Source organism: Chryseobacterium sp. PvR013 (assembly GCF_017833095.1).
GTDB classification, from domain to species: domain Bacteria; phylum Bacteroidota; class Bacteroidia; order Flavobacteriales; family Weeksellaceae; genus Chryseobacterium; species Chryseobacterium culicis_A.
Map to the genome: position 1 here is coordinate 4,448,578 of NZ_JAFIBT010000001.1, position 22,637 is coordinate 4,471,214.

30 protein-coding genes and 1 riboswitch are annotated in these 22,637 nt (G+C 32.7%); of the genes, 3 read left to right on the top strand and 27 right to left on the bottom strand.

All coding sequences use genetic code 11. The features are described 5' to 3' along the window. Positions 1–85: 85 nt before the first annotated feature. The 27 genes from ribB to JOE44_RS20450 all read right to left on the bottom strand — a co-directional run bounded on the left by ribB (position 86) and on the right by JOE44_RS20450 (position 20,320). On the bottom strand, positions 86–733 hold the full coding sequence (ribB, locus tag JOE44_RS20320; RefSeq protein WP_209786987.1) for a 3,4-dihydroxy-2-butanone-4-phosphate synthase: 648 nt from the start codon (positions 731–733) through the stop codon (positions 86–88). Between the two features lie 92 nt (positions 734–825). After that, positions 826–951, bottom strand: a riboswitch (FMN riboswitch). Between the two features lie 142 nt (positions 952–1,093). Next, positions 1,094–1,447, bottom strand: a complete 354-nt coding sequence (locus JOE44_RS20325; RefSeq protein ID WP_209786989.1) for a DUF2200 domain-containing protein — start codon at positions 1,445–1,447, stop codon at positions 1,094–1,096. An 8-nt stretch (positions 1,448–1,455) separates the two neighbouring features. Continuing rightward, complete coding sequence (locus tag JOE44_RS20330; RefSeq protein ID WP_209786991.1) at positions 1,456–2,232, bottom strand: alpha/beta hydrolase; 777 nt, start codon at positions 2,230–2,232, stop codon at positions 1,456–1,458. A 406-nt stretch (positions 2,233–2,638) separates the two neighbouring features. Next, on the bottom strand, positions 2,639–3,139 hold the full coding sequence (locus JOE44_RS20335; protein WP_209786993.1) for a DinB family protein: 501 nt from the start codon (positions 3,137–3,139) through the stop codon (positions 2,639–2,641). Positions 3,140–3,172: 33 nt separating this feature from the next. Beyond that, a complete protein-coding gene (locus JOE44_RS20340) occupies positions 3,173–3,556 on the bottom strand; it encodes a 5-carboxymethyl-2-hydroxymuconate Delta-isomerase (protein WP_209786995.1) in 384 nt (127 codons plus the stop codon). A gap of 132 nt (positions 3,557–3,688) precedes the next feature. Further along, positions 3,689–5,299: a serine hydrolase gene (locus tag JOE44_RS20345; protein WP_209786996.1), complete on the bottom strand. Its 1,611-nt coding sequence runs from the start codon at positions 5,297–5,299 to the stop codon at positions 3,689–3,691. An 87-nt stretch (positions 5,300–5,386) separates the two neighbouring features. After that, positions 5,387–5,824: a hypothetical protein gene (locus JOE44_RS20350; protein ID WP_209786998.1), complete on the bottom strand. Its 438-nt coding sequence runs from the start codon at positions 5,822–5,824 to the stop codon at positions 5,387–5,389. A 48-nt stretch (positions 5,825–5,872) separates the two neighbouring features. Continuing rightward, the gene (locus JOE44_RS20355; RefSeq protein WP_209787000.1) at positions 5,873–6,391 is read right to left on the bottom strand and encodes a hypothetical protein; all 519 of its coding nucleotides are present in this window, start codon (positions 6,389–6,391) and stop codon (positions 5,873–5,875) included. A gap of 122 nt (positions 6,392–6,513) precedes the next feature. After that, positions 6,514–6,888, bottom strand: a complete 375-nt coding sequence (locus JOE44_RS20360; RefSeq protein ID WP_209787002.1) for a hypothetical protein — start codon at positions 6,886–6,888, stop codon at positions 6,514–6,516. A gap of 6 nt (positions 6,889–6,894) precedes the next feature. Further along, positions 6,895–7,446: a dihydrofolate reductase family protein gene (locus JOE44_RS20365; protein ID WP_209787004.1), complete on the bottom strand. Its 552-nt coding sequence runs from the start codon at positions 7,444–7,446 to the stop codon at positions 6,895–6,897. Between the two features lie 112 nt (positions 7,447–7,558). After that, complete coding sequence (locus JOE44_RS20370; protein WP_209787005.1) at positions 7,559–8,023, bottom strand: DUF2628 domain-containing protein; 465 nt, start codon at positions 8,021–8,023, stop codon at positions 7,559–7,561. Between the two features lie 93 nt (positions 8,024–8,116). Next, entirely contained in the window at positions 8,117–8,773 is a 657-nt protein-coding gene (locus JOE44_RS20375; RefSeq protein WP_209787007.1) for a hypothetical protein, read from the bottom strand. A gap of 29 nt (positions 8,774–8,802) precedes the next feature. Continuing rightward, on the bottom strand, positions 8,803–9,561 hold the full coding sequence (locus tag JOE44_RS20380) for a hypothetical protein (protein ID WP_209787009.1): 759 nt from the start codon (positions 9,559–9,561) through the stop codon (positions 8,803–8,805). 73 nt (positions 9,562–9,634) lie between these two features. After that, positions 9,635–10,276 carry a hypothetical protein gene (locus JOE44_RS20385; protein ID WP_209787011.1) on the bottom strand — a complete coding sequence of 214 codons (642 nt, stop codon included), beginning with the start codon at positions 10,274–10,276 and terminating at the stop codon, positions 9,635–9,637. Positions 10,277–10,341: 65 nt separating this feature from the next. Further along, positions 10,342–11,310 (bottom strand): hypothetical protein, encoded by a 969-nt coding sequence (locus tag JOE44_RS20390; RefSeq protein WP_209787013.1) that lies wholly within the window; start codon positions 11,308–11,310, stop codon positions 10,342–10,344. A gap of 400 nt (positions 11,311–11,710) precedes the next feature. Next, positions 11,711–12,370 (bottom strand): DUF2461 domain-containing protein, encoded by a 660-nt coding sequence (locus tag JOE44_RS20395; protein WP_209787015.1) that lies wholly within the window; start codon positions 12,368–12,370, stop codon positions 11,711–11,713. Between the two features lie 71 nt (positions 12,371–12,441). Next, complete coding sequence (locus tag JOE44_RS20400) at positions 12,442–13,536, bottom strand: hypothetical protein (protein WP_209787017.1); 1,095 nt, start codon at positions 13,534–13,536, stop codon at positions 12,442–12,444. Between the two features lie 207 nt (positions 13,537–13,743). Continuing rightward, a complete protein-coding gene (locus JOE44_RS20405) occupies positions 13,744–13,986 on the bottom strand; it encodes an ecotin family protein (protein WP_209787019.1) in 243 nt (80 codons plus the stop codon). Positions 13,987–14,081: 95 nt separating this feature from the next. Next, complete coding sequence (locus JOE44_RS20410; RefSeq protein ID WP_209787021.1) at positions 14,082–14,525, bottom strand: hypothetical protein; 444 nt, start codon at positions 14,523–14,525, stop codon at positions 14,082–14,084. Between the two features lie 41 nt (positions 14,526–14,566). Continuing rightward, entirely contained in the window at positions 14,567–15,742 is a 1,176-nt protein-coding gene (locus tag JOE44_RS20415) for a kelch repeat-containing protein (protein WP_209787023.1), read from the bottom strand. A gap of 59 nt (positions 15,743–15,801) precedes the next feature. Next, positions 15,802–16,347, bottom strand: a complete 546-nt coding sequence (locus JOE44_RS20420) for a hypothetical protein (RefSeq protein WP_209787032.1) — start codon at positions 16,345–16,347, stop codon at positions 15,802–15,804. 183 nt (positions 16,348–16,530) lie between these two features. Further along, on the bottom strand, positions 16,531–17,172 hold the full coding sequence (locus JOE44_RS20425; RefSeq protein ID WP_209787034.1) for a hypothetical protein: 642 nt from the start codon (positions 17,170–17,172) through the stop codon (positions 16,531–16,533). 88 nt (positions 17,173–17,260) lie between these two features. Next, positions 17,261–17,887, bottom strand: a complete 627-nt coding sequence (locus JOE44_RS20430; RefSeq protein WP_209787036.1) for a hypothetical protein — start codon at positions 17,885–17,887, stop codon at positions 17,261–17,263. Positions 17,888–18,222: 335 nt separating this feature from the next. Further along, entirely contained in the window at positions 18,223–18,792 is a 570-nt protein-coding gene (locus JOE44_RS20435; RefSeq protein WP_209787038.1) for a hypothetical protein, read from the bottom strand. Between the two features lie 58 nt (positions 18,793–18,850). Then, entirely contained in the window at positions 18,851–19,300 is a 450-nt protein-coding gene (locus JOE44_RS20440) for a hypothetical protein (protein WP_209787040.1), read from the bottom strand. Positions 19,301–19,325: 25 nt separating this feature from the next. Next, entirely contained in the window at positions 19,326–19,868 is a 543-nt protein-coding gene (locus tag JOE44_RS20445) for a hypothetical protein (protein WP_209787042.1), read from the bottom strand. Between the two features lie 44 nt (positions 19,869–19,912). Then, on the bottom strand, positions 19,913–20,320 hold the full coding sequence (locus JOE44_RS20450) for a helix-turn-helix transcriptional regulator (protein WP_209787044.1): 408 nt from the start codon (positions 20,318–20,320) through the stop codon (positions 19,913–19,915). Positions 20,321–21,052: 732 nt separating this feature from the next. Here JOE44_RS20450 and JOE44_RS20455 point away from each other — a divergent pair. From JOE44_RS20455 to JOE44_RS20465, 3 genes are all read left to right on the top strand, one after another. After that, positions 21,053–21,277 (top strand): hypothetical protein, encoded by a 225-nt coding sequence (locus JOE44_RS20455; RefSeq protein ID WP_209787046.1) that lies wholly within the window; start codon positions 21,053–21,055, stop codon positions 21,275–21,277. Between the two features lie 73 nt (positions 21,278–21,350). Beyond that, positions 21,351–21,641 carry a helix-turn-helix transcriptional regulator gene (locus JOE44_RS20460; RefSeq protein ID WP_209787048.1) on the top strand — a complete coding sequence of 97 codons (291 nt, stop codon included), beginning with the start codon at positions 21,351–21,353 and terminating at the stop codon, positions 21,639–21,641. Beyond that, entirely contained in the window at positions 21,622–22,476 is an 855-nt protein-coding gene (locus tag JOE44_RS20465) for a reverse transcriptase family protein (RefSeq protein WP_209787050.1), read from the top strand. The genes JOE44_RS20460 and JOE44_RS20465 overlap by 20 nt, the downstream gene beginning before the upstream one ends. Positions 22,477–22,637 lie beyond the last annotated feature (161 nt).

Here is a 22,637-nt window from a genome sequence, read left to right on the forward strand (position 1 = left end):
AATTTTTTCTCTTTTTAATTATATTTTTAATAAAAACGCCTGTTGATCGGATCAACAGGCGGTCTGTGCGTTAAAAATGTTAAGTTTAATTGCTTATTACCATTTTGCGATAAGCATAAATATCTTCGATGGTCACTACACTCATTCCTTTTTTGAGTGCAAAGTTCACAATTTCAGGAAGTCTTGCCATAGAACCATCTTCGTTGGTCAGTTCACAAAGTACGGCATCGTCACCCAGGTTGGCCATTTTTACAAGATCTACGCTACCTTCGGTATGTCCACGTCTTTCAAATACACCACCTTCTCTGGCAATCAGAGGAAAGACGTGTCCCGGGCTTGCGATATGTTCAGCCTGAGCATTTGCTGCTACAGCGGTTCTGATTGTTGTTACACGGTCTCTTGCTGAAACACCTGATTCCACACCTTCTCTGGCTTCAATGGAAATCGTGAATGCAGTTTGATTTTTTGAATTGTTGTTTTCCACCATTGGACGAAGGTTGAGGTGGCGGCTTTTTTCCTCAGAAATACATAAGCAGACAATGCCGCTGCATTCGCGGATCAAAAGTGCCATATCCTGTTCTGTAATAGTGGAAGCGGGAAAGATGATATCGCCTTCGTTTTCGCGGTTTTCATCATCTACTAATAGAATACCTTTTCCCTTTTGTAATGTTTGAAGTGCTTTTTCTACACGTTCTCTGGAGGTAGCTCCGAATTGTTCTAATAATTTTTCCATGTTATTTTACTTTTAAAAGTTAAAATAGTCTTCGGTACATGGAAATGAAATACGACACAACAAGAGTCCATAAGGAATCTTATTGATCATCTCATTTTCTTCTCCCATCCAGACTTTAACTGTCGGTTCCGGAATTTCACCAGATCAGTCCCTTCAAAAGAAAGGAGTCGCGGACTGTAACCGCCGGTAGGGAATTTCACCCTGCCCCGAAGAAAACTTATACTAAGTTTTGCTGTATGTTGTAATTTAAATTTTTATTTCATTGAATAGTTTTAACGCACAGACCGCTAATTTCGGGAAGTTTTTTGAATTGGAGAAGATATTTTTCAGATTTATAAATTTGTAAAGGAGTATTTATTTTTAAACAGCTCTTAATATTTTTTCCATCTTCTTTCCTTTCGCCAGTTCATCAATCAGTTTGTCCAGATACCGGATATTTCTCATCAGCTCATCTTCAATTTCTTCCACACGATATCCACAGATGACTCCTTTAATTAATGAAACATTGGGATTCAGCTGTGGAGCCTGTTCAAAAAATGTTTTGAAGTCAGTTTTATGATCCAGTATTTCCTGCAGTTTTTTTTCGTCATATCCCGTCAGCCAGAATATGATTTCATGTACCTCTTCTTTGGTGCGTCCCTTTTTTTCGGCTTTTTGAATATAATGCGGGTAAACGCTGGAGAATGCTGTTGCGAAAATTCTGGTATTTTGCATGATAAATATTAGATTAGTTTTTTGATAACGTTATCAAGAATAGTATTGAATTCAGTTGGTTTTTCCAACATAGGATAATGTCCAACTCCTTCAATGGTCACGTAGTCATAGTTTTTCAGATATTTTCGATTGGTTTCCGCATCGGTAGGAGAAGCATCCGAATTGATGGCGATCACTGGTACCTGAACCTGCTTTGCAATTGTATTCACATCAGCTTTGTATAGCGGTCTGAGGACATTGATTGCCAGTTCAGGGGCATTCTGAAGAAATTCGTGCTGGAGTCTTTCCTTTACGTCAGAAGGAGTTTGTTTGGCAAACAGATATTGCGGCAGGATGTTTTCCACAGTATATTTAAAATCGGTTCTGTACTGTGATAAAACTTCTTCAGTCTGTTCTTCCGTATAAGATTCATCTAAATTTTTCAGGGTATCAATCAGAATTAACGCTTTTACCTGTGGGATTTTCAATGAAGCCTCAAGCACATAAGCTCCGGACATAGAATGTCCTACAAGTATAATTTCATTTGAATGAACAGCATCAGCAACCGATTTAATGTCATCGGCATATCTTGTGATTGTCCATTCCTGTCTGGAAGAATCAGATTTTCCATGTCCTGCAAGATCCATTTGTACAATATGATACTGGCTGCTAAAATATTTCTGCTGGTCTTCCCACCATTCGGTATTGCCCAGCCATCCGTGGATGAAGATCAATGTTGTATTCCCTTTTCCGGATTCTTTATAATGAATTTTCTGACCGTCTGATGATATTGCAAATTTTTCCATATATAATTGTAAGTATTGGTGTATTATAAACCAAATTTACAAAATCACAGTGATCCTATATGAATGAGATTAGTGGATAAATCAAGATCCTTGTTAAAAAATGTTGATAAGTTATCCACAGAACTTATCAACATGATTTTCTATTGTAGAAATTTCACGAAAATTTATATTTACTGTAAATTAAAGAAATACAGTTAATTACGGTGTGTTTTTTCAATAGTGGGAAAAGTTATCCATAGTTTATCCACAGGAGTAAATAGATACATGTAAAGTTATCCACAAATATTTTAAGATGTGGATAACTAAATATTTTTAATGTAAATTGTTTGAAATCAGTTGTTTAATTGTATTTCTGTGATGGTGCTGATATTTTATCTCAGACTTATCCACAAAACCGTTGATTTTATTACTGATCTTTATAAATATTCCAAAAATTGAAATCGGTCATGGGAGCGTCTGTTATTCCGACATTTCTTCCCATCGTTACAATTTGCCCTCTATGGTATGTTCCGTGGAGAATGGCATGCTGGATATATTCGTATTTGGAAAAATCACACTGAAACCATTGGGATTCTATCTTTACATTTTTTGAAAGATCTTCTTCAGACAGACTTTCCACATAATCTACCAGCTTTTGTGAATTGTTTTTAATGGCATTGAAAACATCTTCTTTGCTGGTGGTTTCTGTTGTTTTTGTAAAATCAAAATCATTGTTTTCAGAAATATGGCTCCACCAGTATTCCTGTGTTTGCCAGATATGGTGTAGTGTTTTTAAAATAGTCGGGAAGCTTGAAATTGTTTCCTGGTTGAGTTGTTCATCAGACTTTGTGGATAACCAGTCGATGTATTTATTGACTACCCAATTGTTGTACTGTGCACTTTTGCTGACTAATGTTTTTAGGCTCATATGATTAATGTTTAGTTGGTGTAAAGGTGAATGTTATAAACCGAAATGTCTGTTTTTATCCGTGTTTTCAGGATTAATGAGTGCTTTGTTACTGTATGTTGCCGCTTCAAAATCACTGATATTTACAGAAAGAAAAGAAATATCAGGCAGTAATTCTGAAAGTCGGGTACAGATTTGTTTTGAGAGATCAGCTTTTTGTTCCGTACTGCGTCCCTGCATGATATATCCAAACACATGCAGAAAGTTTTTTTTGCCATTGCCTAAGCTGTAATACTGATAGGGTTGAATTCTGACTTTAATATCGTTGGGCGCAAAAAGGCCTGTTGCATGGGCCACTTCATAAATAGCATCCATTAACTCATCAGGAGTCTTCTGATGAATAATATCCTGTGAACAATCTATAATAAAATGAGGCATAGATTATATTTTGTGGTTTGATTTTGTGTAAGATAAAAGTAATAAAAAATATCAACGGATATCCAAAATAAAAACCGTTCTGTTTTTAGAACGGTTTGAAAATATGTATTTTTTACTTTGTGGATGCAGGTTTTATTGAACAGATTTTTTTATACTGTATTGTGGTTGCACTGCATGGGTCATGTCGAGAACAATATCATACATTCCTTCTTCTTTGATGGGAAAATCATAGGCATCAAAGGCAATACTTTTATCATCATTGTTCAGTCCCAAACTGTATCCCCAGTCGTTATTAAATCTGAATTTAAGATTACCTTTATTCAGTTTATAATTTCTCAGAAAATAAATATTGGGGTTTTTAAGATCAGTCTGTAGCGGAATGTCTTTTCCGTCCCAGCCGTTAGGAGTCGCATTTCCTATAATTCCCCAGGTAAGATTATGGGTATTCCTTTTGGCTGTTTTCACTGTTCCATCCCAAAAATGAATAACAAGAGTCTCTATTTTTCCATTTTGATCCGGCTGGAATGTACAGGTGAATTTTTCATCAAGCTGAAATAATGTTTTACTTTTTGGTAACAGCCCATTTCTTGGGTAACTGCCTTCTTTGAAAACCAGTCGTCCATCAGAACTTTTTATGTAGAAGTTTGAGTTTTCTGTAGAATAAACACCTTCCAGCTTTTTTAAATCCTCTGCACTCACTTTTGCAATGGCTGGAATGCGATAAGGTTTATTGTACAGTATTTTTTCTACCAAAGGAAGAATAAAATCGGTGTGTGACAGTTCTGAATTTGAGATAACAATCAGACAAATATCATCTTCAAGGACTCTATAGTATCTGCTTCTGTAGCCAGGTCCGCCGCCATCATGACCCACTCTTTTTTTGTCAAAAACAGTTGAAATCTGGAAACCTAAACCATAATGATCCTTAAGATAGGGTGTGAAAGCTTTTTCTAAGGTTTCTTTTTTCAGGAGGGTGTAGTTCTTGAGTGCTTCATTGAATTTGAACAAATCTTCTACGGTAGAATACATTGCTCCTGCGCCAAAAGGGTGATCTGTTTTAAAACGTAATGCTTCGTTAGACAGGTTCTCAGATAAGAATTCATATCCGAATGCTTTATTTTCATCGGTAACGTTGTTGAAATGAAATCCGCTGTGATTCATTTTCAGAGGTTTCAGGATATTATTTTCTATGACTTTATCATAATTCAGACCGGTCACTTTTTTAATAATATAGCCAAGAATATAATATCCGGAATTGGAGTAATCCCAATCCTTACCAGGGGAGAAATTCAGTGGTTTTGCAGAAATATATTGTAAAAATGTTTCTTCATCTACAGTATATTCAGAGTTGGTATCATTGGGAATTCCTGAAGTATGAGATAACAGATTGGCAATAGTAATACTGTCGCCCTTAGGAAAGTCAGGGTAATATTTGGACAGCTTGTCATTCAGAGATAATTTTCCCTGTTCTTCCAGTTGAAAAATAACTGTTGCGGTGAACATTTTTGTGGTGGAGAAAACCCTGTAGAGGCTATTATTGGTATTTTTCTCTTTTTTACTAGCATTTCTGTAGCCATAGCTTTTTTCAAAAATGATTTTTCCTTTTTCAGCAATCAGAACAGAACCATTGAACAATCCTGCCTTTTCATACGTTGAGAATAGGTTTTCCAGTTTTTTAGATTTCTGCGAAAAAAGGGGATGTACTGCAAGTAATAAAGCTATACAGGTTAAAATAGATCTCATGTAATTTTTTAAATAAGACACTTTTAAGTGTGATAATATTACATGGAATTTGAAAACTATTTTATTAGTACTTATCTAAAGAGGATTCTACTTAATTTGAATTAATGTTTTAACCCCATAAATCATAATCATGGATGCTTTTCCCGTTTCAATAAAATATTTTATGATTTTTCCATGCTCAACAATAATTTTTCCAAAAGTGAGTTTCTCATTTCCGTGTCCTTTAAAATTTCCGTACAGCTCATTTTTTGCATGCATAATGAGACCGGATTCTAAGACTCCGTTTTCGGATGTGATGAGTTTTTGTGTTGTCAGAATACTATAATTATTGGAGTCAATGATGGTAGAACAAATTAGAAGTTCTTCATCATTAATTTCTACATATAGGTCAGGATATGTATTGAAAAATGATTGGTTGTCTTCATGAAATTTTGTCCATTGAAAGGCGTCGTAAGGTTTAATGGTACTTCTTTTTATTTTTGAAATACAGATACGGTGCTTGGATTGATCGGTCTTTTTTATCATAACTCTTGTTTTAATTTTAAAGATGACTGGCATAAGTAAGAATGTTTATTATAGTACTTTTCTTTCATACAATTTTGCCTTCTTAAGTCCGAAATTATTAATTCTTATTGTCGGCGAATCCTCTTCACAATTTGGCAGATTATCATAAAGCTGATCAGTTAATTTTACTATTCCGGGTGTTACCGCATGATCAAATTCATAGTTTTTTTCATTAGTGGTAATTTCCAATCCAGACTGCCTTTTACCAAATGGAGAGGGAATACTGAAGGAATGTACGGAAACAATTTCATCCCATTTTATATACTCTGTTAGGCTATTTTGTTTAAAATAGAAGCCATCATTTGTATATTGAAATATTCCATCATCTTTATGCAGTCTGTCCATTTCTTTTTCAAATGAATCATAATCTTTTTCTTCGTCAGGGGAATAGAGTTTGGCTACTGAAAATATAAGCACAACAAAACACAGAAAGATAATGACAAATGAAATTTTTTTGTCGTCAAAAACGGGATAGTAAAACAAAGTGAGAATGAGAATGAAACAGGTGGCTGCGATGATCTTTTTCATATTATAATTTTTCAAAGTACTTCCCTTTGAACTGATATCGAATTCTTTTATCTGTAACTCTGGAATCATCCCGAATTAATGGGATACTGATGATTTTCTTTTTAGCATCATATTGATTAGTTTTATTTTTTACTTTTTAACTGAAATACATTTCCTTCAGGATCTGTTCCGTCACAAAGCAGGAAAGGATAATTCTCAAAGGTTTTAATTTCTCTCATGCGGATGTTTTTTGAGACCAACTCATTTCTTGCTGATTCTATATCAACATCAATTTCAAAAACAATTTTAGTATTGTTGTTAAACACATGGCCTTCTTCTATTTGATCAAGATACTGATCTCCGATTTTGTGTAACCCGATATAAACACCACCAGCATCAAGCAAAACCCATATTGGATCTTCTTCTATCACTTTCAGATTAAAATTTTCTACATAAAAATGGGCGAGCAACGAAACATTTTTTACATACAGAATAATGGTACTAAAGCGAGCATTCATCTTGTATTAATTTTGAGTCTGTGGTTCGTAAATAAGCTGTACTACGCCAGATCTGAATACATTGGTTTTAATTAATTTTAAATTTAATCTTTCCTTCAAATCTTCAAAAAGAGGTTTTCCTTTCCCCAGAGCGACCGGATGAACGGATATTCTATAGGTGTCAATAAGGTTGTTCTGAATAAAAGTTTTAATAAGACTTGCTCCTCCATACAGCCAGATATCTTTTCCGCCCTGATTTTTTATTTCTGAAACTTTTTCTGCAATGTCAGAACTGATAAAAACAGCATTTTCATCTTCTCTGTTTTGACTGGAAAAGACAAATTTATTTTTTGAATGAACCGCTTCCCAAACTTTTTGTTCTTCCGGATCTGTATTCTCTTCCGGCTGATAATTTCCCCAGGCATCATAGCTTACCCTTCCGTAAAAAATAGTGTCTATTCCGGAAAGAAATCCATTAAAATCCATATCATCATCCATGATACACCAATCGGTTTCTCCGTTGGGTCCTTCAATAAAGCCGTCTAATGTAGTGGCAAGGTCTAGTATTATTTTTTTCATTTTTTAAGATAGGTATGAGTTGGAAATAACGATAAAGATAGGAATGTTTTGCTTTTTTTTACTAAAAATAAGGTTTGTATTATTCTTTGATTTTCAACACTTAAATAAATATTTAACTCAAAGCCATTGAGGCAATTATTATAATCAATAAAATACTTACGTACAGAAAGCTTGTTCCTCCTTTTTTGCTCAAATATTTTTTTTGCTGTTCATATTCCGGAAATTTTTCCTCTGCTTTTTCTATAGTTTTCTTTGCTTTGTTGAGGTAAAGAAGATTTCCCCAAAAACCTACAATAATAAGCATGAAAATTGTAATAATATAGCCAACCAGTTTGGTTTGCTCCACTCCAATTATTGGGGCTAAGAAAAATTTTTCAAAGCAGCCTTCAATAAAGAAGAATGAGTAAATGAGTACGGCTTCCAGATACATTCTTCTATAGAGAAACCAGAATACGCCAAAGAAAAAAGCAGCATAGTTAAAGGTGAATTTTTTTCCTTTTTCAAAAAGATTTAATTTTTCAAGATAATATGGACTACTTTCCTGAAAGAAATTTTCATATTGTTGAATTGGGTTCATAGTTGAGTTCATAAAATTTTATGTTGGTTGAAATAATATAGGTAAATTGGTTTTCACATGATTTTCGCAACAAACAATCTCCTGTCATTCATGTCAATGTCGAGTTCTTCTGCGTAACAAAATTAGTGCTATCAGAAGCATAATAATCACAAAAGTGGCTATGTAAATAATAACTTTATATTTATTATTTTGTTGGTTAAGTGATGATATTTCTTTTTTTTGCTCATTGACCTTTCTATCGGATTGATTGGAGCCGTCTACAATCAAATCTGTAAGTTCGGCATGATTGGATGTATCGGAATTTTCAGATAATTTTTTATACTGAGAACTTAGAGATTCCATTTCTTGTAATTCTGCAGAAGAAAGTTCGTCTAATCTTTTTTGTACAAAACAATGATCGGAGAGGAGCAATCCGGTATCTTTTTCCTCATAGGCGAAAATCAGATATTTTCCTTTTTGGGTAAAAAGAACATTACATGAATGCAGCGGAGATCCGAAAAGGGTAGCAGTCTGCTGATAGAATTCTCCATAATCATTTGATTTGTAGACTTTATTTATTTTGACTTTGCTTAGAATGTTTTGTACAGTTTTGAATCCTGAAGACACTTCTGAGATATCATATACTTCACCAATCAATACAAAGTCAGCATTTTCGAACGAAGATTTTAAAGTGGGTTCTCCATTACATTTGCAGGCTAAAACTTTTAGGGAAAATAATAAAAGGAAGAGTAAAAAAACTTTGAATTTCATGGGGTTTGTTTTTTTCTTGATTGAAGAAATTAGTCTATTTGTTCAAAATATTTGTCATTGATGCTTCCGTCAAATTCATTAGAAAGGATATTCCCTAATCTATATCTGAATTTTGTTTTAAAATTACCCGTTAAACGAGGCTCAAATACAGTTGCAATTTCTTTGGATTTTAAAACGAAAAACTTAATACCTACGCCGCAAGTATATTTTCTGAAGCCATCTATTTTTTTCCATTGATGATTTTTATCTAAACCTTCAAGTTCTAGTATCACATTATTGCCAAAACCGATTATGCGCTCTCTTTCTTCCATATTATAAATGGTAACAGGAAATCCATCGTAATACGTTATAATGAATGGAATCTCTTTTGATAATTTTAAACCAGCAGCTAAACTATCCATTTTGATATCATAGTCTAGATTTGATATTTTTTTAGTATCAGTATATGTTTTAATTAAGGGTGTTTTTTGAGATGTATCCACAAAAATTCGGAGACTCTTATACTGACGTTTATTAAATTCTTGATTAAGAGCAATAAAATCCTTGTTCCGATAATTTTTTTTTAAAATTTCACTATACCATTCAATACCCGTATAGCTGAGTGTGATTTTTTTTTCAGGCTGTCCGATGTACTGTATTTGTTTATATCTAAAAAGATTGATGTCTTCCGTTTGTTCTATGGTAATGTTATTTAAATCTTTTTCGTAAATATATTTAGGATAAATTATTTCCTGTGACCATAGCAGGCAGGAGAAAAGAATTAGATACACTGTGATATATTTTTTCATCGGTTAAAAGTTTTATAAAGGAATAAAGCCGTTCTTAAAACGGAACGGCTTTCAATATATTGTCAACATCAGCTTAGCGGTAAGGCAGATTAATTTCTTCAATTTTTGCTCTCAAATCTCCAATGGTATACGCTTCCGGGTTACACTGGATTTGCGGAATATTATGGGCTGATAGGAAATCATTCAAATCATCACAATTTTGAAGAATATTAAATTCTTTATTGTCTAGATCTAAAACAATTCCTTTGGTTTTTCCATTGATAGAATAGGCAAGAGGACTTAATGCGCCTAAGAATGCTTTAGACCATAAGCCTTTCATATTTTCTTCAAAATAAATGAATCTTCCATAATTCAGGACTTTACAAAATCTTGAATATTGGTCAGGATCATATCCTTTATCGTCCCTGTTGGTATATTTTCTATAGGTCTGAAAATACATTTCCCCTTTATGCGAAACGGCTAGCGGAAATTTAACCCTTTTATTCTTTTGCTTAAAGTAAAAAAGAGCCTTTTCCGGCAGAGCAAGAGAATCACATTTTTCACAAACTTTGAAGTATACTTCTTCGGTGGAAGAAGGTTTTTTATTTAAAACATCTTCCAGTGTCATATAAACGCCTTCCGGAAAATCTCCTTTTTTGATGGATGGATATTCTTTCTCTTGTCCGGTTACTATGCCGGAAATAAAAAGAAGAGAAAATAAAATAAACAGTTTCATGGTTTTGTTTTTTCTGAGGGACTAAATTACAAATAAGTGAATAGGGAAATAGAATAAAAGATTGTTTATTCTGTATCATTATAAGAATTGACCTTATAAATCAGCTGAAATTTCACTGTATTTTTCTTGGAATTGGGATATTTTTCTTCATTGACCTGTTTTTCGAATTCTTTCATAATTTCCAGATCCAGATCATCTTTAACCGCATATTGGATGTCATTCTTCTTTTTTCCTAATTCGAATTGAACCATTATTTTTCCTTCTTTCTTAGAGTTTTTGAACAGGTTCTCAAAGATTCCGTTGGTCTTTTCTATAATAGCCTGAATATCCTCAATGGAAAAATTGGCCTGTATTTCAGGCTCACTGCTTAAGAAGAGTACTTTTTCAAGTTTTGTTTCCTTGTTTCCCTTATCGGTCATGTACACTTCATTACCATTTCTATACTTTTTGAAAGTTCCCTCCGTTGTATAAGTTCCGTTATCAATGGGATTGTTGTAAGCATTTTGATTGGGAAACTCATCAAGCCAGAATAATTTCAGCTTTTCTTTCAGGAAATTTACTATGTAATCATGATTTTCGGTTTGCAGAATGAATAAAGGCTCCTGGATGTCAAACGAAATGGTGGACCAATAATATTTTAATTCATCTTCATTGGCTTTTCTGATCTTATAATTTCCAGAAACTTCTTTTTTAAATTCATTCCATATCTTTTTTGAGTCATCCAGTTTTTTTGCCATTTTCCCTTCAATTTCCATATCATCTATGTGGAAAATCAAACTGTCAGGTATCGTTTTTAAGCTTTCAATATTTTTAAATCTTTTCCAAAGAGTTGGACCTATAATTAAGTTTTTTCCCAATAGATCATTATTGAGTGTATTGGTAAGGCTCTCAGTAAGCATTTTTTTTGCTTTCTCATTTGTTTTATCATCAGCATAGTGATAAGCCACACCGGAAGGAATGGTGATTTTCTCTGTGATTTGTGCCTTGACAGCATTGACAATGAATAAAAGGAGTAGAAGAATTTTTATTTTCATGGGTTGTTTTTTAGGTGGATAGATTACCGTTTATCAGCGGCTCATTAGTTTTATTTTAATTATATAAATATTTAAGATTCCAATGATCCACCAGATAGGAATTTTAAAAATAATATATAAAACATTAAATCCATCGACAATTTCAAATTTATTATTAACATTCCTTAATTCAATTTGAGTAGAAATAATGGGAACAATAATGAAAAAAAATATTCCAATTATTATTTTGCTTATTCTATTTGCTTTAAGCAGTTGATTTTTGCTTAAAATGTATAAAATGAGATTAATAACTGTTATAATTAGAAAATCAGAATAGCTGAAAAAGACAAAAGGTTCGGCAGGTTCTATAAAAATATTGTTCATTATCCTAAGATCATATAAAATGTATGATAACTGAATTTTAAAACAAAGGTTCCCCGTTCAAATCCGTGGTCAGCACTTCACTCATATAATCAAAAAAAGGACGCATGGCAAGTAAGGTTTGCAGGGCTTCTTTTTGAAAATTGTCTGATAAAACTTCCTTATCGGTAAACTTCCGCATCACCAGAAACTGCTTTTTTCTGATTAAATCTATAGCCGGATGATTTTTATCAAAACCTCGTGGGGCTGTTTTTACAGTGTCACCTTTAAGTTCTCCAAAATATTGTATAAAAGTTTTGTCAGAGATAATTTTTTCAATTTCTGTACTGCTGATTTCAAATTCTTTACGGATACGAAGTAAATCTTTGGCTTCCGGACCCCAAAAACCGCCGCCTACAAAACTGTTACCCGGTTCCAGCTGAATGTAATATCCGCCTCTCAGCATAGGTTTTGAACGGGAATATCCCACTCCGAAATAGGGTTTATACGGCGTCTTGTCTTTGGAAAAACGAACGTCATTATAAATCCTGAAAATATGGATTCTCTTGAGCTGATCATGCTCCTGAAGGGTATTATAAATGTGGGTAAAAAAAACTTTGTTTTCTTTTACAATGGTGTCGTATTCGGATTTGTGTTGAGCAAACCATTCACGATTATTGTTTTCTTTTAAATGGGTAAGGAATTCAAATGCTTTTTTCATATATCTTTTATTAAGTGTAGTTGACCTGCTAAGTCAACGATGATATTTTCTTTTTTTATTTACAAAAGAACTTATTTAATTCTACTCAGTGTTACTACATTTTGATGCCCTCCAATAGCATCAAAAACTTCATTCTGAGATTGTACATCTGACCATCCTTTTTGGGCAAGCTCAGCTCTGATCTCTTCCTCGGATTTATCTTTAACGGCATAATAAAATGCAAAATCAACAACTTCAGCCGGTACTCTTTCAATGACATATTTTGTAAGCGCAGAGACCAGCCTAAAGTAAACAAAAATACCTGTGAGCCCGAGTTGTGCAATCCATAGAATGATCCATCCAACCCATCCTAAATCTATTTTGTTAATTGTAAAGCCATGTAAAAATCTTATTTTTAAAAAATTCCAAAATCCAATTCTTTCCAGATGGTTTGAATTCAAAATTATTTCATATTGAAAATATTCATTTGAAATATAGGTTAACACAACCATTCCTCCCAACAGGTATAGCAGTTTTTTAATGTCAGTATAATTTGAAAATTTAATTAAATATTTCATTACAAAAACAAGAGCTGTTGCTACAAGGAATTCAAAAAGGCCAATAAAGTATAGTCCTTTTAGCGAAAGCAATGCTACCAGAAAGCCCATGATTAAAGCAATACATATACCTCCAATAATCGGTATTGCTATATTCGGAGTTCTTATTGATCTGGGTTGTGGTAAGGTTTCAGGAATTATATAATCATCCCAGTTATTTTTTCTTTCTATTTCCTTTTCGAGATCCTTAAGTGCTTGTAGATTGAATGTTTTTAAGGTTTCCTGATAAGCATAAATAAATAGTTTGACTCTTTTAGAGTTTTTCCCGTTATCCCATATTTCGTTACCTAAAGATTCGCTTTTTACCGTAACCTCACCATTTTTATAGCTTGCAGTGATAATTTCTGTCCAGCGCTCATTCATCCAGCCTGCATCTTTACGTTTTGCTTCAATGCTGTGGTCATCTTTATAAACCAGATCCCAGCCCAGTTTTTCAACTGTTTTTTCTGCGATGGCAACAAAAAGTGTTTCGTTGACAAATGTTCTGAATTCTTCTTTGTATTTGGGAGTAAAACCAATGCTGTGCTTTCTGGTTATTGTTTCTTCGTAGCTTTTAAAGATACCTTCCATTTGTAGTTTACAAGTATTGTTATTTTTCTACATTTTTAAACTCACTATTTACTTTCCATAATCTGTATTCAACAGTCTGTTTTTCAGGAATATAAAATGGAATTGCATAATATCCATTATATTCTCTGAAAATATTTTGAGAACTTAAAACTTTCTTTTTTACTTTCTTAGTTTCAATGCAATTAGGCTTGTTAAAGGTAAGAACCTCTACAGGTATTTCTTTTGGTAATAATAAGGGAATCTAGAAGGAGATATGGCATACCTTTCTTCTAAATTCTTACGATTAAAACTAAAATCATTAGTATCTGAGCATTCAGAAACATCCATTTCAATTCCAAATCTTATTTCAACTTTGTATTCTTTGTTATTCTCAATTTTTGGAAGTTTAAGATCAACTCTTTTCATTCCTTTTTCAGGCTCCGGATAATTGGGTTTTTCTTGTGAATACATTTAATGAGTATAAAATAGAAAAGAATAAAATTAAATTTTTCATAGTCGTTTTTTATAGTGTATTATCTGTCATTTTACTCGATGATATCTTAAATCTACGCTCTAATTCTTAGTTTTAGTCTCTCAAAAACCTTTTTTGTGAAGTAAAATTCTATTGCGAATAATGAGTAAAAAAATAGAACTGAAAATATAGCCAATTCAAGATCCCCCGGGAAATCGGGATCAATAATTTTTTTTATGATAGCCCATAAAAATAGTAAGGTGAGAATTGAAAACCAAAAGTACCCCAAAAAGCTTAGTCTTAATTTAGGATGTTGAAGGTCATTCTTTTTAAAAACAATAATGAGAATAGGAAGGATTGATGTGATAGGAGTTTTTATTCTAGCAATCTCAATTCTATTTTTAAATTCCCTGCCATAGAATAATTTTCCATCAGTGGCCAACGATGCTGTGTTGGCTAAATCCAGTATCATTGAGCTTCTTTTTGAGTTCTTTCTAACTACCTCATCTATTTCAGCACTGCTAAAATTTAAATTCATTGTAATCATTGTATTTTTTAATGGATGATTGTAAGGTATGATTATCTGAAAATTTTAATCTGCTGCAAAACTCCTTTCTCATCTTTATAACTGAAAATATAAGCTCCGCGCTGTACTTTTGATAAATCTATCGTTTTATTATAATAGGCAAACCCTTTGTGGACTTGATTCCCGTCGATGGAATAAACGGCGTATTCAAATTGGTTGCTGTTATTTTTATTACTGATGACAAAACCGTCTCTGGTGGCATTGGTATACACCTTTTTCTCCAATGTACTATTATCATTTGCTGTGGTTTCAGAGAGTACGTTTTCGCTGATATCTGCCACCTGTATGCTTTTAATTGCTGAGCTGGTGAGAGAAGTTGTACTTCCTCCGATGATGTATAGTTTATCGTTATATATTTCCGCTGCAGCGTGTCTTCTGGGGATCATGTTGGAGGATAGCGGATGGAATTTATTGGTGGTGGTATCAAAATAGGCCAGAAAAGTCTGATTATTATAACCTCCTGCAATAAAAATCTTATTACCGGACACGGCTAATGAGTGTCCCGATATCCCGGCGGGCATCGTATATTGATCGGTCCAGAGATTCGTGTTGAGGTCGTAAACATTGATCAGGCGGGATGAGGTACCGTTAAAACCACCAATGACATAAAGCTTGTCATTCACAATTTTGCCCTTTGTTTCTCTGGCTGTGGGCATATCGGGTAATGGATGCCATGTATCGGAAGCAATATCATAATACTGGAATCTGTTAGAAAATACAGTGGTTTTCGCTCCGTTGAGTCCGCTGCCCCCAAACACATATATTTTGCCGTTATGAATGGCAGAACCTGCATTTCCTGTGTAGAAACGATTAACAGCTCCCTTCGTTATGGTATTGGTTGCAAGATCCAGAATTTCAAGATGGCTGTTTCCCCAACCGTTAAAAATATAAATTTTATTATGGTAAGTCTCCGAATTAGCAAATTTTTTAGAAAGCAGAGTAGTATTGAGAACACTCCATTTGTTATCCGTAATATTATATTTCTCAATATAATTGGCGTTAGCTCCCTTGTCCTGATATCCGTTGCTCACATAGATATTATCATCCACAATTACACTGGCTGTGGCCCCTCTGCCTGTAGACATATCTTTAAGGTTCTTAAAATGAAGGGTTTGTGTATGGGCTAGTATTGATCCTAAAAATGAAAGGAATAATAATTTTGTTTTCAATGGTATAAAGTTTAGTGTTTTATAGGTGTAAAGTCAAGAGTTATAAGGTTGTGAATACATCAGGATTTTCCTTCATTAATGTATTCCAGATAATCCTGTTCTAAATTATTAATTTCTTCAATTAAAAAATCATAAATATTTCCTTCAAATACTTCATGATCTTTCTCGTCGTATTTGTCATACTCAATTTTTATGATTCCGTTGTCGGTATATGCCCTGTAGAGATTTCCACTGCGCTTGAAAAACAGTTGTCCCAATGGTTTTTCTTTATACTCAAGGGCTTCCTGATGTTTTTCTTCAAATCCCATCCAGGAAGGCATTTCTTCATCCTGCGAAAGTCCGTACACAAAAAATCCATACCCGAATTTCCAGCTTGGAAGAACATCAAATTCCTGAGGACGTTTCCAGATCTCTTCTTTCACTTCAAAAAGTAAGGACCCGAATGAGGTCAGAAAATCCTTAACATCTTCACTGAAGGTAAATCCTGTGCTTTCTTCATATTTTCTGATTTGTTCTTCAGTTGCAGGATTGGCCACGGAGCCCATCACGAAAAAATCATCATTTAATTTCTTTTTCCTGTCCCAGAATTCTTCTTTTGTTGCCATATTTTGTTTTGGTGTTACGTCGTCAGCACTGATCAGATCGTTATTGAAACAAAGATAAGAGAAAGTTTGAGGATAAAAATTAGTGCGGTGGTGGATTTTATTTTATTTCTGTAAAATAGGGAGACTTTGTAGAGCGAGGTTACTGCCTTCTGCAATGGTGCAAACTCATGTTATCAACAGTTATTATTTTAATTGAATTTCAATCTTTTTATCTTCCATAAATAATTTTATCCAATTCGGATTTTCATTATTTTTCGGAATACATTCGATTAAACTTTTATTATTTTTATAATTTTCTATAGCTTTTTTCCCAAACTTGATTTTCATTTCATAAATTTCATCACCACCATATCCAATCCAGGCTTTTGTTATGATTTGCTTGCTGTTTTCAATAGTATGATAAAGTAAAGATTTCGAGTCTTCTGGTAAATGACTTATACCATCACACCAAAAATTCTTAGCATAATATTTTATCTTTTCATTTTCAATGTTGTTAAAATCCAGAGACCATTCTAAATGACTGCAAAATTCTAAATTAAACACGGGTTCATTAAGATTATAATTAAAAGCACCACAATTGGGACATTCAACGTATTCTCCATTCAATTCTTCAAACTCACATTCTGCACATCTGCCATTTCTATTGTTTAAATGTTGAATAATAATTTTTGCTTCCTTTTTATCTACATTGAATTCATCAATTAATTTTTTTTCAGTAAATACTTTTAAATCGTTTTGCATCAAAATATAAAGATCAAGCTTTTGTTCTTCAGAAAAGTTTAGAGTAATCACTTCATTTTTACATTTGTTGCAATTAATTTTCATTCTTAATTTGTTACAAACATCCAAATTTAGATATTAAATTAACATCAGAGAGTATCTATAGAGATAGAACTGGAAAAATAGCTGTCAATCAGTGATATCCTTTTATTTTCTGTAAAATAACAGCATCATTCTTATTCGTATTCTTTTCTATGAGGAGATCTAAAATCTCTCCATATAACGCCCTTTGTTTTTCATTGGGAGCGTTCATAGGGTTGATTTGAACTAATTTTCCATTGGAGTATACAATGATAATGTTTGTTGACATCCCATCCATTGCAGGTTTTAAATCTTTATCATTAAAATCTTCTGAAGTGAAGGAACCTGATATTCGTTGAATACGATCGATATCATTTTGTGAGAGTGTAATTTTAAAAGGTTGCAGTTGCGGCCTTTCATTAAGGTATTCCAAATGTTCTTTCTCTTCTTCGGCACTCCATTTTTCTCCATTTTCCTTTGATGGAGGCGGAGGTGGTGGGTTATAAGAAACAGGGCTGTAAAAAATCAAATATTTTTCATTAAAATTTAAGATGGTTTCAGCAGGAAGATGAAACGTAGGGTAGTATCCTATTTTGATCAGAACAGGTTTCGGTTTTTCAGTTTTGTGATCATTATTTTTCTTATTACAGGAGAATAAAATTATAAGACAAAATAATAACAGTGTGAAGTTTTTCATGGTATTCAAATATACATAGATGATTTTAAAATCAGAATACATACAATTCTGTTTTTCATTAAGTGAGTTCTCCGGAAGTCTCAAACGTTTATGTTTGTCATCAAACGAATTCTCCAGAAGTTAAAAACAACTTTGTTTGTAATCTCCCGAGGCCTCCAGAAGTCTTATACAAGTTGCGGGAAAGAAACCAGGATGCTGTTTTGTTTCCCGCAATAGAGTTTGTAATGAAATGATCAATTTATCCTTTTCAAATCCATTTCTGAATATAATCTATACTGTCTTTTTCAAATTTCTGTGGAAAATCCTGAGCTTTAATGTGAAAAGAAATTGAAACAGAGAACAATTTTATTAATGTTATTCTGTTTATAACAATATTCTTAATCACAATAAATTGCCAAACGTATTTGATCAAATCCACCTTTTCCTCTGAAACGAAATAAGTAGGCGTTCAAATTTTTACTTTGCCATTTTATATCATCCCTTACCATTTGCTCTTTAGATTTTTCTAAATCTTCATATACTTCAAGGGATGGTTTTCCAAGATTTTCAGTTATATAATTTTTTATTTCGTGGAATTTTTCGTTAAACATTTCATTCGAAGTTTCAATTTTTTCATTTTCATTCCATTCATAAGACTTGAATTTGATTTGCTCATCTTTTGTGAAAAAATAATCTACTTTAAGGATGAAATTGTTTTCGTTTCTTTGATATGATCTGGGAATTTCAAACTTATATTTTTGAAAAGCGGGATAGATATCTTCTCCAATTCCCCAAAAATATCCGAGAGTAATATCTTTTGATTCTTTATCCATTTCTTCTTTTTTAATTTCACTGAAGCTTTTAAAGGAAAGATCAATTTCATTTTGAACAGGAACGTTACTATATTTATTTAGTGAGCAACTATAAGAAATTAAAATAATAAGAAGAAAGAGAATTCTTGATTTCATGAGAATTTATATTGTTATGATCGTATAACTGAAAAAAGCGTCGGGGAAGTGTTGAATTTTATTTGGTATAATCCCCTGCAACAATAGATTTTTCCATTGTACTTACAATCTCCGAAACAGTAATCGTAAATATCCCGGCATTGCCATTATCAAACTCTTTCTTCCAGTAAGAATATCCGTTCATTTCAAGGGAATCTGGTTTTTTGCCGGTTTCATTTTTCAGACTGGTGACACTCTTGTCTAATGCCTCTTCTGATATGGGAATATGGGTGAGGGTTTCTGCATAACCGCTAGGGCTGGCAGGGTTTTTCATTTTCAAACCGCTGATAGAAATATGAATCACTTTTCCGGTTTCAGGATATTCTTCAATCTTTAGAATGGTAAGGATTGAGCTTTTTTCCGTAGAACGGGTTTTGTAATTCCATTGCTGGCCGACTCTGTATGGGTCTTTTTTTGTACAACTGAAGGATAGCAAGAAGAGTACTGCTATTAAAGTATAGAGTTTCATGAAGGATTGGTTATTAGTGTTGTTTTTATTTCAAATAAGTCTGTTCAAGAAGTTTAACCGATTCCGTTTCAGTTAAGGGATTCTTCTTATCTGTATTATTGGTTAGATTGAATGAAATCAGATTGTTGTTTCTAACGGCATACAGTAAATAGGAAGTAAGGTCTTTACTAACATCCTGAGATTTATCTTTTATGATAATTTTCCAGATGATATAATTTTTTTCTTCGTTTCGCTTTACTTCAGAGACTTCAGCTTTCACTCCATTGGAAGATGCCCAGTAATCATATTCCCATTGGTAAAATGCATTCAGCAATTCTTTTTCCGTTATACCTTCTTTATAAAACTCAAATTTCTCAGGTTTTCTTACTGAAATCAGCAAATTTATTTTTTCGTCTTTATTGCTTAGGTGAAATTGTCCGGATGATTTCAGTTGATTTTTATATTCCCATTTTCCAGGAATTTCAAATAACTCTCCATTGATCTGAAAAGGAGTCTTCTTTTGGGCAAATGAAAAGGTGGAAGCCAGAAGAAGAATAAAGAGGGAGAAAAGTTTAATGTTTAATTTCATTTTGAGTATAAGTTTCTTGAACTATTGGTTATTAGTTTTGTTTTTTATTTCTGAATCAACTGCTCCAGTCTGGACATCATCTCATCTTTTTCCTTCAGCATTCTTTCGTACAGCGCAATTTTTTCTTCGTGTAGTTTTAGTACCTGCTCAATAGGATTGAAAATAGGATTGTCATTTTTCTGATAACCAATACTATGATCTCCAAAAGTATTGGCAATGACATTTACAGCTTCTTCCTCATCAAAATTCTGAAAAGCTTCTACAGGAATTTTCAATACCTCAGAAATCCTTTTCAGTAAAGGATCTTCAATAGTTTCTTTCTGCTCCAAAAGCGAAACCTTCTTCTGGTTCCAGTCTTCCCCAAGATCAAAAGCCAAAGACTCCTGCTTGATACCTAACATCTCACGAAAACGTTTGATATTTCTCCCCTGATGTATTTTTTTGTTTTGCATATTTGTGTACGTTATAGAAACAAATATAAGTAAAAGTTGGGGATAGGAAATGGGAGAGTGGGGGTATTTTAGATGGGGTTGGGATATAAAGAATCCGAAGTGGGAGACTTCGGATTTTGTTTAAACATTTTAATAGTATAATCTAAAAGCCAAAGCCAAAGAATACAATCGTGTGGTAGCAGGGGGAATTATAATAGTTTAAAGTTGGATGATATACAGAACGGTATGAGATCGACTTCGGATACTGATTTTTTATAAATTTTAATTATTGATTATCAGTTATTTGTGTGTTTTTTAAAAATATATGTATAAATTATATTAACTGTGAGTAATTTTTTTATATATTTGCATCAGAAGTTCTTTGAAAATGTTTTTAAAGTTAGTAACTGAATAGAGTTTATTTTTATTTAATGCGAATTAAATACCTCACAATTGAGGCTTTTCAGACCAAACCTTTTCACCCTCTCAACCCTCTGCAACAATAATCAGGGAATAGGCTTATCAATTATTTGATTATTAACCCCTAGGTTAACCTATTTGATAATCGGATAAGATTTAATTGAGAATTAGGTAGAAATGATTTTAGTTTGATTTATGCTTTCATCTATTTTATGGGAGCAGGGAAGTTAAAGAGTGCATAGAGAACATTGCTTACGTATTCAGTTATTGGCTATATATTGTTAAAAATTAGCAGGGAGCAATAGTGCCCCAATAATTTAAAAAATGAATATTATGTCTAGATTAAAAAGACTTAAAAGCATTGATAGTTTGATCGAAAATTTACAAACTATCATTTCAAAGAGCCAGTGTTCTCTTTCGGAGGTTGAATTGAATTTGTTAAACGATGCAATTGCTAAGTTAACAATATTAAGAGGTAAAAAAGGGTTAACTGATAAGCATTATCAGATTGAAATATCTGATATTTTAGAGTTAATCTATAATTTTTTAACAAAATAATTTAATATTATGAATTCAATACAAATATTTATTAATCTTCGACACTTCTTTAAACTTTTTTAATATATTGATCATGGATTTAGGTACTACAATACGGAATATCAGAAAACAAAGAGGGCAGACTCAAAAGGAGTTTGCTACTTCTTGTGGTATTACACAAACTTATTTATCTCAAATCGAATCAAATTCTAAGGAGCCTAATCTATCAAAACTAAAAGAAATTAGTAGCTGTTTAGATATACCTTTACCTATTTTATTTTTTCTTTCATTAAGCAATGAAGATGTTAAACCAGAAAAACGTGATGCTTTTAATCTAATCAATCCATCAGTTAAATCTCTGGTAAATGAATTCTTCAAAGTCTAAAATTTGTTTACACTTTCCTTCTATAGTAAGAATCCCGGAAAAAGAGCTTAAAGAATTGATAGTTTTTTTGGATAACTATTATGCTGAATGGGAAATTATTAAAAATGATAAAGCTACTGGACTTCCAAAAACTTATAAAGACGGGACTGTTAAAAAAAGATATATTAGGCCATCTTTATTAAAATTAAAAGCTTTACAAAGTAATATAAAAAATAATATTCTTGAGAAAATTCCACTTCCAAGTAATGTTCATGGCGGGGTAAAAAAAAGGAATAATATCACTAATGCTAAAAAACATCAAGGAAAGAAGTATGTTCTTACAACGGATTTACAAGAGTTTTTTCCTTCAGTTAAATCTCCTATGGTATATCAAACATTTATAGATTTAGGATTTAATAAACAATTTGCATTTTATATTACAAGATTTGTTACTTGGAAAGGAGAGTTGCCACAAGGGACACCGACTAGTACACATATTGCAAATATTGTGTTTCTTAAAATTGATAATCAATTAATATCATTTTGCGAACAACATAATATTACCTATACAAGATTCGTTGATGATTTAACTTTTTCTTCTCAGCAAGATTTTCAACATGTTATTTCTGATATTTTAGAGATTGTAAAAAGTTGTGGTTTTAGGCTAAGTATGAGAAAAACTAATTACTCTGGTAACCAAACTATTACTGGAGTAAAAGTTTTCAACCATAAAATTGATGCTCCTGATAAAATTATTGAAAAAGTTGAAATAGAGAAACAACTTCCAGATGGAATGCCAAAATATTTAACACGATATAGAGAACAAATATTAAAAACTAATAGAAAACGTTCTTAATAATATTTTAAATAGTATAATCTTCTACTGTAAAGTATCTGAATTTTCTATTTTCCAACAATTTATAAATATAAAACCGCTCTACAAAAGCAGAGCGGTTAGTATATTAATTTGTCTTAGCTTACGCTACTACATCATTCTTGGCATTCCACCACCCATTG